This window comes from Geothrix sp. 21YS21S-2 (assembly GCF_030846775.1).
Taxonomy (GTDB): Bacteria; Acidobacteriota; Holophagae; order Holophagales; family Holophagaceae; genus Mesoterricola.
In genome coordinates, this window is sequence record NZ_CP132910.1 from 5157483 (window position 1) to 5173060 (window position 15578).

The window sequence follows — 15578 nt, forward strand, 5'->3', positions numbered from 1 at the left end:
GATCCGTAGAATTTGAAAATTTTAACCCAATTTGCATGATTGATTATTGGAAATAAATATTAGAATCGGGGCGGATCAGCCCAATAAACCAATTCCTCCCCAAAGGGACGTCCATGACCGAACCGACACCGGATCTGCGGGCCGAGGCCGAACGGGGGCTCGCCAGCGCCCAGGTTACCCTCGGCCGGCACTACGCCACGGGCACCGGGGTGCCCCGGGACGGGGCCGAGGCGTTGCGCTGGTGGCGCAGGGCCGCGGAACTCGGCTCCCAGGAGGCCCAGTACCTCCTCGGACACTGCGCCAGCCTGGGGGAGTTCGGGCCCCGGGATCCCGTCCAGGCGGTGGCCTGGTTCCGCAAGGCCGCCGAGCATGGGAGCACTGAGGCCCAGCTGCAGCTGGCCCGGATCTTCGAGGACGGCGACGGCGTGCCCCGGGATTTCGCCCAGGCCCTCCATTGGCTGCGCAAGGCCGGGGAGAACGGGGATGAGCGCACCCAGCTCCGTCTGGCCCGGCTGTACGAGGAGGGGGATCTCGTCCCCCGGGACCTGGGGGAGTCCGTGCGCTGGTACCGCATCGCCGCGGACTGGGGCAGCCGGCGGGCCCAGCTCGTGACCGGCTTCAACTTCAAGAACGGCATCGGCCTGCCGAGGGACGAGAAGGAGGCCGCCCTGCGCTTCCGGGCCGCTTCCGACGCGGGGGATCCCCTGGCCACCTACTACCTGGGCGTCTGCTACCTGCGCGGCCTGGGCATGCCCCTGGACGAGGCGGCGGCCCAGGAGCTCTTCCTCCTGTCGGCCCACGGGGGCTGCAGCGCGGCCCAGGTCATCCTGGACATCCAGAACCCCTGGGGCGACCACTACACGGGGGGGGACGCGCCCGGGTCCGCCACCTGGTACCGCCGGGCGGCCCTGTGGGGGGATCCCGAGGCCCAGTTCCATCTGGGCTACAGCCACCACCACGGCCTCTGCTTCGACGAGGACGAGCGCATCCCCCAGGACCAGGCCGAGGCCTATGTGTGGATATCGCTCGCGGCGGAGAACGGAGCGCGCTTCGCGGCCGAGCACAAGGACCTGGTCGCCAGGCACCTCTCGGTGGAGGAGGTGGAACTGGCCCATGAGCGGCTGATCCTGGTGAAGGACGAGATCCGGGCCCTCAGGCGCCTGGTCTGATCACTCGGAGTCGCCGGGCGCGGCCAGGGTGCCCGTGACCGCGGCGACCAGCGCGGTCTCCTCGATGGGCTTGGCGAGGACCCGGGTGACGCCCATCTTGAGGAGCCCGGCCTCCATCTCGTCGTCCCGGAATGCGGTGAGGATCAGGATGGGACAGTCCGGGCGGGCCTTGCGGGCCATGCGGGCAAGGGAGGAGCCGTTGCAGCCGGGCATCTGGAAGTCGCTGATGATCAGGTCCGGGGCGCTGGTGGTGACGTAGTCGGGGACGTCCATGGCCGACAGGGGCACCCACTCCTCCACCCCGTGCCCGGCCCTCTCCAGGCAGCGCCGCAGGTAGAGCCGCATCATCCGGCTGTCGTCGATCACGAGGATTTTGGCCACGTACAAGGATACACGCCTCCCTGATGGGTGGGCACATCCATGGATAATGGGAGGACCCGCCCGAGGCCCGCGCATGTTCGAAGTGACTGTCAACGTTGAGAAGAACCGCCTGTACGTGACCCTCGGGGGCCACCTGGAAGCGGCCGAACGAAAAGAGGCGGCCAAGGCCGTCATCGCCGGGGTGGGGCAGCTCGGGCCCGGGTTCGATATCGTCCATGACCTGGCCGGGCTCCATCCCACGGACGCCGACGGCCTGCGGGACCTGGTGCGGGTCCAGTCCGCCGCGAAGATCAAGGGCCTTCGGTCGGTCATCCGCATCGCCCGGATTCCCCTGGCCCGGCTCCAGCTGGAGCGGATCGCCAAGGATACCGGCTGGGAGTTCGGCACCGCCGGGTCGCGGGAAGAGGCTGACGAGCGACTGGACGCCTTGGGGCCGGCGCCGCCTCCGGAGCCCTGAAAAAAAGAAATCTCCGGGCATGGCCCGGCGGGGGCCGTGGTAGGGTTGCAGCATCCGTGGGAAAGGGATGATTTTTGGGCAATCCGGTGCTGTCTGAACTGCGCAAATTCGTCGCGCCCGAGTTCCTGTTCGGGCTGGACGCCCGCAGGCTCCTGGGGCGCTATGCGCGGAACCTCGGAGCCCGCCGGGTCCTCCTGGTGTCGGACCCCGGGGTGGACGCGGCGGGGTGGACGAACGAGGCCGCCCTGTTCCTCCAGGAGGAGGGCCTGGAGGTCACGCGCTTCCTGGGCGTCTCCCCCAATCCCCGGTCCGGGGAAGTGGCCGAAGGCGTCCGGGTGTACCGTTCGAGCGGCAGCGACCTCATCGTGGCCGTGGGCGGCGGCAGCGTCATGGACTGCGCCAAGGGCATCGGCATCGTGGCCACCAACGGCGGGTCCATCCTCGACTACGAGGGCGTGGACGAGGTGCGAACGCCCATGCCGCCCCTCATCTGCGTGCCCACCACCGCCGGCTCCTCCGCGGACGTGTCCCAGTTCGCCATCATCAACGACGTGGCCGCCCAGGTGAAGATCGCCATCATCAGCAAGGCCGTGGTGCCCGACGTTGCGCTCATCGACCCCGGCACGCTCGTGACCCTGGGGCCCTTCCTCACCGCCTGCACGGGCCTGGACGCGCTGGTCCACGCGGTGGAGGCCTACGTCTCCAACGCCCACTCCGCCGTCACGGACGTGCACGCCCTGGAGGCCATCCGCCTCGTGGCCGGCAACCTGCCCGCGTCGGTGCGCGACCCGGGCGACCTGGAGCTGCGCGGGCGGATCATGCAGGCCAGCCTCCACGCGGGCCTGGCCTTCTCCAACGCGAGCCTGGGGGCCGTGCACGCCATGGCCCACAGCCTGGGCGGCTTCAAGGACCTGCCCCACGGGGAGTGCAACGCCCTGCTCCTGCCCCACGTCCTCGACTTCAATTTCCCGGCGGCGCCCGAGCGCTACCGGCGGGTGGCGGAAGCCATGGGCGGACATCCGGCGGGCTTGACGGACGCGCAGGTACGCAGCGGCCTCGTCGACCAGGCGGTGGCCCTGCGCAGCGCCTGCGGCATCACCGGCGGCCTGGCCTACCGGGGGATCGCCGCCGCGGACGCGGGCCGCCTGGCGGCCAAGGCCTACGACGACCCCTGCAACGCCACCAACCCCCGGGAGCCTTCCCTGGCCGACCTCGAGGTCCTCTACCTGGAAGCCCTCTGATGCCCGCCCGGATCGGCCGCGAGGCGATGCGGGAGCGGATCATCGGCCTGGGCGAGGAGTCCGGCCGCAAGAGCTTCTACCCCGAGCTGCAGCAGCGCCTCCAGCAGCTCGAGGAGGTGCGGGAACGGCTGCGGGTGTCCCAGGAGAACCTCCTGTCGGTGTTCAACAGCATCCACGACGCCATCCTCATCCACGACCGCCAGGGGATCGTGCTGGAGGCCAACCAGTCCGCCACCCTCATGTTCGGCCTCCCCCGGGAGGCGCTGCTGGGCCAGAGCGTGTACGGCCTGAGCATCCCCGATCCGGAACGTGGCGCGCCCGAGGCCGCCATGCAAGGCCTCCTGGCCCACCTGGACCAGGAGGGGTTCGCGGTCTTCGAGCTTCGGGCCGTGAAACCGGACGGCAGCCCGCCCTTCGACGTGGAGGTGGCGGTCAAGCCGGCCACCTGGTACGGCCAGGACGTCCTGGCCGCCGTGGTCCGCGACATCACCGGGCGCAAGCAGGCGGAGGGGATCCTCCGCCAGGCCCAGAAGCTGGACTCCCTGGGCCAGCTGGCGGGGGGCGTGGCCCACGACACCAACAACATGCTGAGCGTCATCATCGGCTACTCGGACCTGCTCCTGGAGGACCCGGCCTTCGCGGAGGGCCCGGTCCGCCAGCACCTGAACCAGATCCGCAAGGCGGCCACCCACTCCAGCGACCTCACGCGCCAGCTGCTGGCCTTCGCGCGCAAGCAGACCATCGAGCCCCGGCCCGTGGACATGAACGCCCTGGTGGACGAGACCCAGGCCATGCTCCGCCGCCTCATCGGGGAGAACCACGCCCTGGTGTGGAAGCCCGCCACCACCCTGTGGACGGTGTGGATCGACCCCTCCCAGGTGGGCCAGGTGCTGGTGAACCTCGTCGTGAACGCCCGGGACGCCATCCTCGACGCCGGCACCATCCTCCTGGAGACCGGCAACCAGGTGGTGGACGAGGCTTTCGCCCAGAGGCACCTGGACGCCCGGCCCGGGGACTACGTGGTGCTCTCGGTCACGGACACCGGGCAGGGCATGGACCCGGAGATCCTCAGCCACATCTTCGAGCCCTTCTTCACCACCAAGGAGGTGGGAAAGGGCACCGGACTGGGACTGGCCATGGTGTACGGGATCCTCCGCCAGAACGGCGGCTTCGTCTCGGTGGACTCCACCCCCGGCCAGGGCTCCACCTTCCGCCTGCACCTGCCGCGTTTCCAGTTTCCGGGGGGCGGCCAGCAGCCGGAAGCCTCCGAAGCGCCCGCCCCCGGCGGCTGGGAGACCATCCTGCTGGTGGAGGACGAGGAGGCCCTCCTGGACCTGGGCCGGACCGTGCTGGAGGACGCGGGCTACCAGGTGCTCGCCTTCCCCCGGCCCGCCCAGGCCCTTGCCTGTCTGGCCCGGGAGGACCGCGGCATCCACGCCCTGGTCACGGACCTGGTGATGCCCGGCATGGGTGGCGTGGCCTTGAGCCGGATCGTGCTGCGCCACCGGCCCGGGGTCAAGGTGCTGTTCATGTCCGGCTACCCCCTGGAAACCCATGACGGCCGCGACACCCTCCCTCCCTCGGCGAGATTCCTCCAGAAACCGTTCAGCCGGCGCGACCTGCTGGAAAACCTGCGGGCGGCCCTCGACGGGGGAAAATAAGCTACGCTTGATTACGCTCCATGTATCATTTCTCAGAGGACTGTTCATTGCACACGGATTTATCCAAGGCCTTCCTGCTCTTCATCGACGACGACCGGCTTCAGCGGAAACTCTTCCCTGAGGTCCTACAGCCTCTGGGCGTGGAGATCCTCACCGCCGCCAACGCCGAGAACGCCCTGGACATCATCTCGGACCGCCGCCCCGATCTCATCCTCTGCGACGCCGTCATGCCCGTGACCGACGGCTTCCAGTTCTGCAAGCAGATCAAGGACGATCCGGCCACCCGGGACCTGCCGTTCGCCATCATCACCTCCCTCTCCCAGAACGTGGGCGAGCGAAGCCTGCAGGTGGGCGCCGACGACTTCTTCCTGAAGCGGGCCAGCGAGGATCTCCTGCGCCTGCGGGTGCGGATGCTGCTGGACATCGCCACCCGGGGCGTCAGCATCGGCGAGCCCCTGGAGTCCTTCGCCGGCTCGCGCGTCCTTGCCGCTTCCGCCTCGGCGCTCCTGCTGTCCCAGCTCTCCCTGCAGCTGGCCCCCGCCGGCATCCAGGTGGACACCTGCGCCGGAGCGGGCGAAATTCTCGACCACCTGGACGGCCCTCCACCGGCCCTGCTGGTGCTGGACGCGTCCATGGCCAACGGCCTCCTCAAGGATGTCGCCGCGAGCGTGCGCAGCCAGCCCACCTGGGCGGCCGTGCCGATCCTGGTGGTGGCGGGCAAGGGCGAGGAACCCGGGGCGGAAATCCCCGTCAACGACTGGGTCACCAAGCCGCTCGACGGCCGTGAGGCCAGGCGGCGGATCACCATGTCGCTGCGGTACGGACGGGCGATGCAGTAGCCGGATCCCGCAAGGACCTTGAGCGAGGATCCCGGGCTGGACCTTCCCTCCTTCGGTTCCTCGCCATTTCGGGTGGGCAGGGCCCGAGAGGGTGGAACGTCTTTCATCCTTTCTGCAGCCCCGTTCGTCCCCGGCAATGGCAACCGCCGGGAACTGCCGAGGTCCTGGGTCTCTGGCTACCTCTCGCCCGCCGTGGCGATGCGTTCGAAATCCGCGTTGCCCCTGAGGGACCGGAGCTGTTTCTCCTGACGCAGCGTGCCCAGCCAGGACGGCTTGCCGTCCACTTGGACGGCCCGCGCCAGGTAGCCCAACGCTTCGCGCGGCTTGCCCAGTTCCGCTTCGATGCAGGCCAGGCCGTACAGGATTCCCGCGACCCCGGGATGCCTGCCGCCCAGGACCGGTTCCGTGTTGCCCAGGCCCCTCAGGAACAGCGGCTCGGCCGCGGCGAAGTCGCCCCGGTCCATGTACAGCTCTCCCAGGTGGGTGAGCGGGCCGGCGATGCTGGGGTGGGCCGGGCCCAGGGTCTTCTCCCCCAGGGCGATGCTGCTGCGGTACCGGGCGATGGCCTCGGAATCCCGGCCCATGGCGTGGTAGAGGGTGCCCAGGCCGCTGAGCGTGCGGGCCACCTCGGGGTGGGCGGGGCCGAGGCTCTTCTCCTCGATGGCCAGGGCGCGCAGCATGAGCGGTTCGGCCTCGGCGTTCCGGCCCGCCTCCAGCAGGGTGGTCCCGAGGTTGGAGAGGGTGGCTGCGACGCTGGGGTGGCCGGGACCCTGGACCTTCTCGCCCACCGCGAGGCTCCGGCGGAAGTACGTCTCGGCCTCCTGGTACTTCCGCTGCTTCCGGCAGAGGATGCCCAGGTTCGTGAGGGCCAGGGCCACGTCCGGGTGGTCGGGGCCCAGCTTGGCCTCCTTGATCGCCAGACTGCGCCGGAAGACCGGCTCGGCCTCCGCATACTTGCCCTGCTGCCAGTACAGGCTGGCAAGGTTGTTGAGGCTCACGGCCACGTCCTCATGGTCGGGGCCCAGCAGGCGCTCGCGGGTCTGGAGGCTCTGGCGGAACAGCGGCTCGGCCAGGGCGTACTTTCCCTGGTTGTAGTAGATGCCGCCGAGGTTGCCCCGGGTGGCGGCCACCTCCGCGGAGCCTTCCCCGTGCAGCCGGATGCGCAGGTCCAGGCTCCGCTGGAAGCGCGCCCCGCCCTCGTCGTAGCGGCCCTCCTTGAGGTCCAGCATGGCCAGGTCGTTCAGGCTTTCGGCCACCTTCAGGTGGACGGGGCCCAGGGTGCCCTCCCGGATGGCCAGGGCCTCCTGGAGGAGGGGCCGCGCCTGGGGGTACAGGCCCATCTCGTAGTACACCATGCCCATGGTGTCCATGAGCTGGGCGCGGACCTGGGGCTGGTCCCGGAGCTCCCTGCCGATGGTCTGCGCGCCCTTGTCCAGCAGCTCCCGCGCGGTCACGGAGTTCCCCCGGGCCTCCCCGGGATCCGAGACCTTGAAGAGCCCCGTGAGGAAGGCCGAAACCCGGCGGGCGGCCTCGGCCTCCTCCCGGGTGCTCCGTTCCGCCCGCCGGGCACGCACCGTCTGCACGGTCATGCCGGCGCTGAAGAGGGCCATCACCGCCAGCGAAGCGGCCAGGAACGCCTTCTGCCGCCGCCGTCTGGGCTTGGCCAGGATCCAGAGGAGCCGCTCCACCGTGTCCGCGGAGGAGGGCCGGGCGGCTGGCGCGAGGGCGGTCAGGCGCCGGATGAGCGCGGCCACGTCCGCGTCGATCCCTTCCACCGGGCGCGTCTTCCCCTGCCGGGCCAGCTCGAGCAGCTCGGCGGAATCCAGGCCCTTGGGATAGGGCCTCCGGCCGGTGAAGAGCTCCTGCAGCAGCAGGCCCAGCGAATAGAGGTCGCTGGCGGCCTGGGCCTGCTCGCCCCGGGCCTGCTCGGGACTCATGTAGGCGAGGGTTCCGATGATCGATCCCTGGGAGGTCAAGCTGGTGGAACGGCTGGGATGGGACCCGGTGGCGGCGGTGATCTCGTCCGCATCCTGGCCGGGCTCCGAGGCCGGCCGGGTGACGCCGTCCTCCAGTCCGGGCAGGGGCGGCTGGACGCCCGCGGCGGGCCGGGGCAGGTCGGGTTCGTCCGACCGCAGCCGGGAGATGCCGAAGTCCAGGACCTTCACCTGGTCCCCGGGCGTGATGAGGATGTTGTCGGGCTTGAGGTCGCGGTGGATGATGCCCTTCTCGTGGGCGGCCAGCAGGGCTTCGGCCACCTGCAGGGCGATGGAGAGCCGCTGCCGGCGGGTCAGGCCCTGCTTCATGGCCCTGCCCAGGCTCTGGCCCTCGATGAACTCCAGCACCAGCACCTCCAGCCCGCCGGAGGAGAGGTAGTCGAAGATCTGGCAGATGTTGGGGTGGGCCACCTGGGAAAGGACCCTGGCTTCCCGCAGGAAGCGCTGCTGGGTCTCATGCCCGGGATGGAGGTCGGACCTCAGGACCTTCAGAGCCACCCGCCGGTCCAGCCGTTCATCCACTCCCACGTACACATCGCCCATCCCGCCCTGGCCCAGCAGTTCGAGAACGCGGAAGGCGCCGATTTTTTCTCCAGAGAGGCTGGTCATGGAAGGCAACTCCACTGCTTTGAAGGTTGGGGGGATAGGCCAGGGTAGCAGCACCTTGAGGCTCCACGATGGGTTGGTTTGGGCCTATAGTGGGAGCGCCAAGATGAACGTTCAGTACCCGTCGGGAGGCGACCCATGTACCTGGCTCCCCGCGCCCCTTCCCGGCCGGGGGTTCCGGTTCCTGGTGGAGGTGGAAACGGGCCTGGAGGGGCTGCCGGTCCCGGAACCCGGCTGGCGGCTTTTGGGCACCCGTCCAGCTCCGGTTTGGGACGAGCTAATTATTTTTCCGCGGGCGCCGGGTACTTCGGACGAACCGGCGAACCGGGGCCATTCCGCGCCTCATCCCTTGAGGGCGGCCTCCACCGACACGGCCATGGGAGTGGTCGCCCGGCCGATGAGCCGGCTCAGCTGCCGCCCCTCGTCCTGCAGGGCACCCTTGGCCACCCCCGCGTCGGAGTCCGACAGCAGGGCGGCCAGGCCCTCGGGAAGGCCCACGCCCACCAGCACGCCCTTGAACTCGGCCTCGGGCAGGTCCTTGTAGACCACCGGTTTGCCGGACTGCCGGGCGATCTCGGCCGCCAGGTCCGTGAGGGTGTACGAGGTGTCGCCCGCCAGCTCATACGTTTTGCCGGCCTGGCCGTCCAGGAGCAGGACGGCCGCGGCGGCCGCCGCATAGTCGGCCCGGGCCGCCGAGGCGATGCGCCCACCGCCCGCGCTGCCCAGGAAGGCGCCGTGGGCCAGGGCCGAGGGGATGCTCGCCGTGTAGTTCTCGGTGTACCAGCCGTTGCGCAGGATCACGAAGGGGATGCCCGAGGCCTTCAGGTAGGCCTCGGTCTCGGCGTGCTCGGGGGCCAGGCCCAGGGGCGACGTGTCGGCGCGCAGCACGCTGGTGTAGACCAGCAGCTTCACGCCGGCCTCGCGGGCCGCGTCGATGACGGCCTTGTGCTGGGCCGCCCTGCGGCCCATCTCGTTGGAGGAGATGAGGAGGAGCTTGTCGACCCCCGCCAGGGCGGCGGCCAGGGTCTCCGGCCGCTCGTAGTCGGCCGGGCGGGACTGGACGCCCAGGTCCTGGACGGACGCGGGCTTGCGGGCAAGGGCGAGGATCCGGGAGGCGGGGGCCCTCCGGAGGAGGTCCTGGATGACGAGGCGGCCGAGTTGGCCGGAGGCACCGGTGATGGCGATCATGGAATTCTCCTTGTAACCAAAAAGGTTACGAATTTGGGTAAAAAAAAGGGTCAGGACGCCCGGCCTTTGACGTCCTTCACCAGGTGGGAGAGGGTGGTGCGGGCCAGATCGGCCTCCAGGGCCGCCTGGGCGGAGGCGTAGACGCCCTCCAGGGCGGCCTGGATGTTCCTGCCGACGGGGCAGCGCGGGTTGGGGTCCGCGCTGTGCAGGGCGAAGGGCGGGGTGCCTTCGACGGCGAGGTGGATGTCCCGGAGGGTCACCTTCCCGGGTGCCCGCAGCAGCTGCCATCCGCCCCCGGGCCCGCCCTGGGAGCCCACCAGCCCGGCCTCCCGCAGCCGGGCCAGGAGGCGCCGGATGACCACGGGGTTGGTGTTGACGCTGCCGGCGATGAACCCGGACGTCAGGGGCTCCGGGCCGCAGAAGGCCAGGAGGGTGAGGATGTGGATGGCGATGGTGGTGCGGGAACTGGCGGTCATCGGGGGTCCGTTCTGTAACCATCATGGTTGCGAATGCCGAAGCTGTCAAGGGACTTCCGGCCGGGATTCCCCATATACTGGAAGTTCCCTCCTTTGAGGGGATAACGGATCCGGATTGACCGCACACGACCACCGCCCAGAGCTGCGCGACGAAGGGACCATCCGGGCCTACCTGGAGGAGCTGGCGCGCCTGAAGGCGCCGGTGCAGCTGTGGCTCCCCGTGGCCGGCGCGCTGCCCTTCGAAACGTCGCTCGAGCAGGTGGGGCGGGACACCTTCTCCACCACCACCACGCCCGCGCTGGAGCCCGGCCGGACCCTGCGCATGGCCTTCATGCTGGACGCCCGGCGCTTCACCGCGCTGACCCGGGCCGAGGGCACGGGGGTCTTCCGCCTTCCGTCCAGCATCGCGCACGGCGAGCGCAGGGCCGCACCCCGCGCGGCCTTCGGGCGCGGCGACGCGGCGGAGGTCTTCGCGGTCGAGCAGCTCGACGGGACCTTCCCGGGCGGGAGGACCCTCCAGGGCCGGCTCCAGGATCTCAGCGAAAGGGGCCTGCGGCTTACCCTGGACGAGTTCGACGCCCTCAGCGGCCCCGTGGTGGAACTCCGGCCGGGGGACCGCTTCCAGGGCGTGCGGGTCGCGGGCCTGCCCCACATGCCGGCCATCCAGTGCCGCGGCACCCTGGCGCACCTCACAGGCCGCGCGGGCGGCATGGTCCTGGAAGGGCTGGCCGAGACCGACCGGAAGAACCTCGAGCGGATCCTCGCGCCGCGCCTTCCGCCCAGCTTCGGCCCGGGCTTCCCCGACCGCAAGCCCAGGACGGATCCCGCCGACCGCCCCGGCGTCCCCACCCCCACCCGCGTCAAGCCCAGGCCCGCCGAGGTCGTGGAGCGCCCCCTGGAGCGGCCCGCTCCCGAACCGCCGCCCCCGCCCCCCACCAGCGCCGCGGCCCGGTTGCGAAAGGCCTCGAAGCGGATCCTGTTCCTTTCCGCCGGCGGCTCCACCCAGGCCCTGGCCGGGGCCTTCCGGCAGGACGGCTTCCGCCAGGTCTCCGAAGCGCGGTCCTTCGCGGAGGTCCGCAACCTGGCCGCCACCCTGCACGTCGACCTGGTGCTCCTGGACAACACCATGGGCGGGCACTGGGCCAAGGACATGATGCGGCTGCTGCACGGCCAGGGCCTGCTGCTGGACGCGCCGGTCATCCTGGTGGCGGAGTACCGCAACACCTACGCCTGGGACGTGGCGGAGGCCCTGGGGGCCTGCCACATCCACGAGCGGCGGGAGTCCTACGAGGACCTGCGGCCCGTGGTGGAGCAGCGGCTGGGCCTGGGCGGGGACCGGCCGGGGTAGGCCTCAGAGGAACGGCTCCAGCCCTTCCAGAAGCGAAGGCCATCGCAGGTTGAACCCCAGCTCCTCCCGGGTGCGTGCCCCCAGGACGCGGCGGTCCGGGCCGGGGGCGGCGGCGACGGCCGCGGGTTCCAGGCCCCGGCGCGCGGCCACGAAGGCGACGACCTCGCGGCGGCGCAGGGGCCAGGCGTCCGTGCCGTGGTAGACCGCGCCGTCCCGTCCCCGGTCCAGCACCGCCAGGAGCGCGGTCACCGCGTCGTCCTGGTGGCAGGAGTTCATCCATGCGCCGTCCCCGGGCCCCAGGCCCATGCGCCCGGAGGCCACGCCATCCAGCACCCACAGCCGGCCCGGGCCGTAGAGCCCGGAGAGGCGCAGCACGCGCGCGTCCGCGGCCAGGAGCCTGCGTTCGGCCTCGGCGAGCACGAGGCCTTCGGGGGTCGTGGGCGCGGGCGGCGTGGCCTCGTCCACGTCGGACCCGTCCCGCTGGCCGAAGAGCCCCGTGGATCCGGTGTACACGAAGGCCCGGACCCGGGGGCGCGCCGCCAGCAGGGTGGCGTTGGCGTCCAGGTAGGCCCGGTGGTAGGCGGGCTCGCCTCCGCCGCGGGCGGCCTGCAGGGCCAGGATGGCGTCGAGGTCCGCGGGGAGGCGCTCCGCGGAGGCCGGGTCGGCCAGGTCGAGCACCAGGGGCTCCACGCCGGCGGCGCGCAGCTGCTCGGCGCCCGCGGGCGAGGACCGCACCCCCGTGACCCGGTCCCCCCTGGCCGCCAGCGCCCGCGCCGCCGCGAGGCCCAGCCAACCGCATCCGGCGATGAGGACGTGCATGGCTCCCTCCCAGGGGACCATCCTACAGCCCCGGTGCGCCGGGGAAACCCGCGATCGTCGGGATGCCCCCCGACTCACACCGCCTCCGGCCTCGGGAACATCACCCGCACGGGATGCGCGAACCCCACCCCCTGCGCCCGCAGCGCCTTCAGCAGCGCGAGGTTGATGGCCTGCTGCGTGTCCATGTAGACGTTGTAGTCCACGTCCAGCACGTAGTACACCACTTCGAAGATGAGCCCCGAGTCCCCGAATTCCCGGAGGTGCGCCCGGTCGAAGCGGGTGCCGGGCTGGGCCTGGATGATGTCGCGCAGGTGGCCGGGCAGGGCGGAGAGGGCATCGGCGGCGGTCTGGTAGGTCACGGCGAAGGTGAAGAGCACGCGGCGTTCGCGCATGCGCTTGAAATTGCGGATGCGGCTCTTGAGCAGGTCGGCGTTGGCGAGGATGATCTGCTCGCCCGACAGGCTCTGAATGCGCGTGGACTTCAGGCCGATGCGGTCCACGGTGCCGAGGACCTCGTCCACGATGATGAAGTCGCCCAGCGCGAAGGGCTTGTCCAGGGCGATGGAGAGCGACGCGAAGATGTCCCCCAGGATGTTCTGCACCGCCAAGGCCACCGCCACGCCCCCCACGCCCACACCGGCCACGAGGGTGGAGAGGTTGACGTCGAAGCTGTCCAGCACGAGGAGCAGGACCAGGGACCAGAGCGCGGTGCGCGCCATGAGGCCCAGCACGGGGGCGGCCATGGCCGTGACTTCCCCGTGGGCTTCCCGGCGCTCCAGGAAGTCCCGCAGGAAGCAGCCCACCACGCGGTTGGCCCAGAGCCCGGCCTGGAGCAGCATCGCCAGCAGGGTCACATGAAGGAGGGCCTCCTCCAGGGCACGGGGCAGCTCCAGGAAGCGGGAGCCCGCCCAGAGGGCCAGGGCGAGCAGCAGCGGGAACCGGGTGGCGTCCATGGCTTCGGCCAGACATACGCGAGGGCTGCCGGGCGGTTCTTCGCTCCGGCGTCTGCGGGTGGCCAGGGCCTTGAGGCCGTAGAGGAGCCCCAGGGACGCCGTCGCCGCCAGCAGGGCCTTCACCCAGTGGACGGCCGTGTTTCCGGGCCAGAAGGGCATGGGTGCATCCATGGGGGGCCTCCGGAGGGAGGGTGCCCCGGCGGGGGCGGGAATTCCCGGGGACCAGCCCCGTTCCAGCGCCTCTCCCGGCTTTTCCCGGGGGCCCGGCAGGGTGTCCGGCTGGCGGCTGCTCAAGGACGGCACGCCGTTCTGGTGGGGCAGGTGCCGGAGGCGCTCAGGCCGCGAGGAGGCTCCTCACCAGCTCGGCGAAGGTCCCCAGGCTGAACGGCTTCTTCATGAACCCCGCCAGGCCCAGGCCCTCGAAGCGGGCCATGGCCTCGGCCTCGTTGAAGCCGCTGGTGAGGATGACGGGCACGTCGGCCCCCAGGCGGCGCAGCTCGCGGCAGCTCTCCTCCCCGTCCATGCGGGGCATGGTGAGGTCCATGACCACCAGGCGGATGCGCTCCCGGTGGCCCTTGTAGAGGTCCAGGGCCTCCCGCCCGTCCCGGGCCTGGAGCACGGCGAGGCCCAGGCGGCCCAGGGCCTTGGCCGCCACGTCGCGCATGGCGTCCTCGTCGTCCACCACCAGGACGGTGCCCTGGAGCGCGGGGCCCCCGGTGCCGGCCGGCACCAGCCTGGGGCTGGGCTGGATGGGGGCCGGCGGGCCGGGCGCGGCCGGAAAGAGGAGCTTGAAGCACGTGCCCCTGCCGGGCTCGCTGGTGACCCGGATCCCGCCCCGGTGCCCCCGGACGATGCCGTGGATGGCGGCCAGCCCCAGGCCTCGCCCGGTGAACTTGGTGGTGAAGAAGGGATCGAAGATCCGCTTGAGGACCTCGGGGGTCATGCCCGAACCCTCGTCCAGCACCTGCAGCGTCACGAAGGGCCCGGGCCGCAGGGGCTGGCCGTCGTCCCCGGCGGCGGGCACGTCCGGACCCACCTCCTCCACGCGGGTGCGCAGGGTGATGGCGCCGGTGCGTTCGCCCAGGGCCTCCGAGGCGTTGATCACCAGGTTCATGACCACCTGCTGGATCTGGGAAGGGTCGGCCAGCAGGGACAGCGGCCCGGGATGGAGGTCCTCGCGGATCTGGGCCTTCTTGGAAATGGAGGCCCGCAGCAGCTGGAGCATCTCCTTCACCAGGGCGTTCAGGTCCACGGTCTCCAGCACCGCCTTGCCGCGCCCGGCATAGGTCAGCATCTGCCTGAGCAGGTCGGAGCCCTTGGCCATGAGGCCCCTGAGGGTTTCCAGGTGCGTCCGGACGGCGCCCAGGGTCGCCTCGGTGAGGGCCAGTTCCACGTTGCCCTGCATGGCGCCCAGGAGGTTGTTGAAGTCGTGGGCGATGCCTCCGGCCAGGACGCCCATGGACTCCAGCTTCTGGCTCTGGAGGAGGGCCCGGTCCGCCTCCTTGCGCTCGGTGATGTCGGTGGCCATGACGCCCACGCCCCAGCACCGCCCCGTGGTGTCCACCAGGGGGAACACGTGGGTGAGGGCCTGGCGGGCCACGCCGTGGCGGTCGGTCCACGCCTGCTCCGTCTGGAGGTCCCGTCCCTGGAGCAGCACCCTCTGCTCCAGTTCCAGCAGGGGGATGCAGTCGGGCGATGCGAAGAGCTCCGCGGTGGTGTGCCCGAGGATCTCCCCGGAGGGGCGCCCGACCAGCGCCTCCATGCTCGGATTGATGAGCAGGTACCGCCCATCCAGGCCCTTGAAGGCGATCCCCGCCGGGGAGTGGCGGATGAAGCCCTGGAGCCGGGCCTCGCTCTCCCGCAGCTCCTGGGTCCGGGCCCTCACCTTGTCCTCGAGGTTGGCGGCCAGGTCGCGGAGCGCGGCCTGGGATGCCTTCTGTCCGGCGATCATGGCCAGGGCCTGGTCGAGGGTGGGGGCCACCAGGAGCTTGGGGGTGATCCGCAGCAGGAAGGCCATGGTCATCACGCTGGCGGCGGCCGTGATGAGCTTGATGACGCCCGCCAGGCGGAAGAAGCCGTGCCAGGTGTTGTACACCTCCATGGCGTGGGTGCAGCCGCAGGCGAAGGTGAACGCGCCGAACATCGCCACCACCCAGTCGAAGGTCACGTCCTTTCGCCGCGCGACCAGGAGGATGAGGTTGCAGGCGATGACCGCGTAGGTGACGGCGATGACGGCGTCGGCACCGACGTTGGTCCACACCACCCACGGCTCCCAGGACCAGCACTGGCCGTGGGGCATCAGGTCGGAGGACAACAGGTTCTCCAGGAAATCCCTCATGGCGCTTCCCCCTGTCGGGACAAAGATGCCTCGGACCCGGGGGGCGTTTCCCGTGAACCGGGAGGCCCCTGGCGACACCCAGGGTTGGAGGTCCGGGAGCCCTTCACC

General features: G+C 70.8%; 13 protein-coding genes. 6 read left to right on the forward strand and 7 right to left on the reverse strand.

Annotated features, from left to right (window positions below; genetic code table 11):
* The first annotated feature begins 113 nt into the window (after positions 1-113).
* Positions 114-1169 (forward strand): SEL1-like repeat protein, encoded by a 1056-nt coding sequence (locus RAH40_RS22615; protein WP_306599909.1) that lies wholly within the window; start codon positions 114-116, stop codon positions 1167-1169.
* Here the strand turns inward: RAH40_RS22615 and RAH40_RS22620 are convergent, their stop codons facing one another.
* Positions 1170-1550, reverse strand: coding sequence for a response regulator (locus tag RAH40_RS22620; protein WP_306602320.1), 381 nt, complete (start codon positions 1548-1550; stop codon positions 1170-1172). It lies immediately after the preceding gene.
* A gap of 73 nt (positions 1551-1623) precedes the next feature.
* Here RAH40_RS22620 and RAH40_RS22625 point away from each other — a divergent pair, with 73 nt between their 5' ends.
* The 4 genes from RAH40_RS22625 to RAH40_RS22640 all read left to right on the forward strand — a co-directional run bounded on the left by RAH40_RS22625 (position 1624) and on the right by RAH40_RS22640 (position 5748).
* On the forward strand, positions 1624-2007 hold the full coding sequence (locus tag RAH40_RS22625; protein WP_306599910.1) for a hypothetical protein: 384 nt from the start codon (positions 1624-1626) through the stop codon (positions 2005-2007).
* Between the two features lie 86 nt (positions 2008-2093).
* Positions 2094-3248 (forward strand): alcohol dehydrogenase-like regulatory protein ErcA, encoded by a 1155-nt coding sequence (ercA, locus tag RAH40_RS22630; RefSeq protein WP_306599911.1) that lies wholly within the window; start codon positions 2094-2096, stop codon positions 3246-3248.
* Complete coding sequence (locus RAH40_RS22635; protein WP_306599913.1) at positions 3248-4909, forward strand: PAS domain-containing sensor histidine kinase; 1662 nt, start codon at positions 3248-3250, stop codon at positions 4907-4909. Before ercA ends, RAH40_RS22635 begins: the two co-directional genes overlap by 1 nt.
* 47 nt (positions 4910-4956) lie before the next feature.
* Positions 4957-5748 (forward strand): response regulator, encoded by a 792-nt coding sequence (locus tag RAH40_RS22640; RefSeq protein WP_306599914.1) that lies wholly within the window; start codon positions 4957-4959, stop codon positions 5746-5748.
* A gap of 176 nt (positions 5749-5924) precedes the next feature.
* Here RAH40_RS22640 and RAH40_RS22645 read toward each other — a convergent pair whose 3' ends face one another.
* The 3 genes from RAH40_RS22645 to RAH40_RS22655 all read right to left on the reverse strand — a co-directional run bounded on the left by RAH40_RS22645 (position 5925) and on the right by RAH40_RS22655 (position 10012).
* Positions 5925-8351: a serine/threonine-protein kinase gene (locus RAH40_RS22645; protein ID WP_306599915.1), complete on the reverse strand. Its 2427-nt coding sequence runs from the start codon at positions 8349-8351 to the stop codon at positions 5925-5927.
* 339 nt (positions 8352-8690) lie between these two features.
* Positions 8691-9536, reverse strand: coding sequence for an SDR family oxidoreductase (locus RAH40_RS22650; protein WP_306599916.1), 846 nt, complete (start codon positions 9534-9536; stop codon positions 8691-8693).
* A 50-nt stretch (positions 9537-9586) separates the two neighbouring features.
* Complete coding sequence (locus RAH40_RS22655; protein WP_306599917.1) at positions 9587-10012, reverse strand: Rrf2 family transcriptional regulator; 426 nt, start codon at positions 10010-10012, stop codon at positions 9587-9589.
* A 115-nt stretch (positions 10013-10127) separates the two neighbouring features.
* On the opposite strand from RAH40_RS22655, the gene RAH40_RS22660 reads away from it, so the two are divergent.
* The gene (locus RAH40_RS22660; protein WP_306599918.1) at positions 10128-11360 is read left to right on the forward strand and encodes a PilZ domain-containing protein; all 1233 of its coding nucleotides are present in this window, start codon (positions 10128-10130) and stop codon (positions 11358-11360) included.
* Between the two features lie 3 nt (positions 11361-11363).
* Here RAH40_RS22660 and RAH40_RS22665 read toward each other — a convergent pair whose 3' ends face one another.
* The 3 genes from RAH40_RS22665 to RAH40_RS22675 all read right to left on the reverse strand — a co-directional run bounded on the left by RAH40_RS22665 (position 11364) and on the right by RAH40_RS22675 (position 15470).
* Entirely contained in the window at positions 11364-12179 is an 816-nt protein-coding gene (locus RAH40_RS22665; protein ID WP_306599919.1) for an NAD-dependent epimerase/dehydratase family protein, read from the reverse strand.
* A gap of 74 nt (positions 12180-12253) precedes the next feature.
* Positions 12254-13303 (reverse strand): mechanosensitive ion channel family protein, encoded by a 1050-nt coding sequence (locus tag RAH40_RS22670; protein ID WP_306599920.1) that lies wholly within the window; start codon positions 13301-13303, stop codon positions 12254-12256.
* 163 nt (positions 13304-13466) lie between these two features.
* Positions 13467-15470 (reverse strand): PAS domain-containing sensor histidine kinase, encoded by a 2004-nt coding sequence (locus RAH40_RS22675; protein ID WP_306599921.1) that lies wholly within the window; start codon positions 15468-15470, stop codon positions 13467-13469.
* Positions 15471-15578 lie beyond the last annotated feature (108 nt).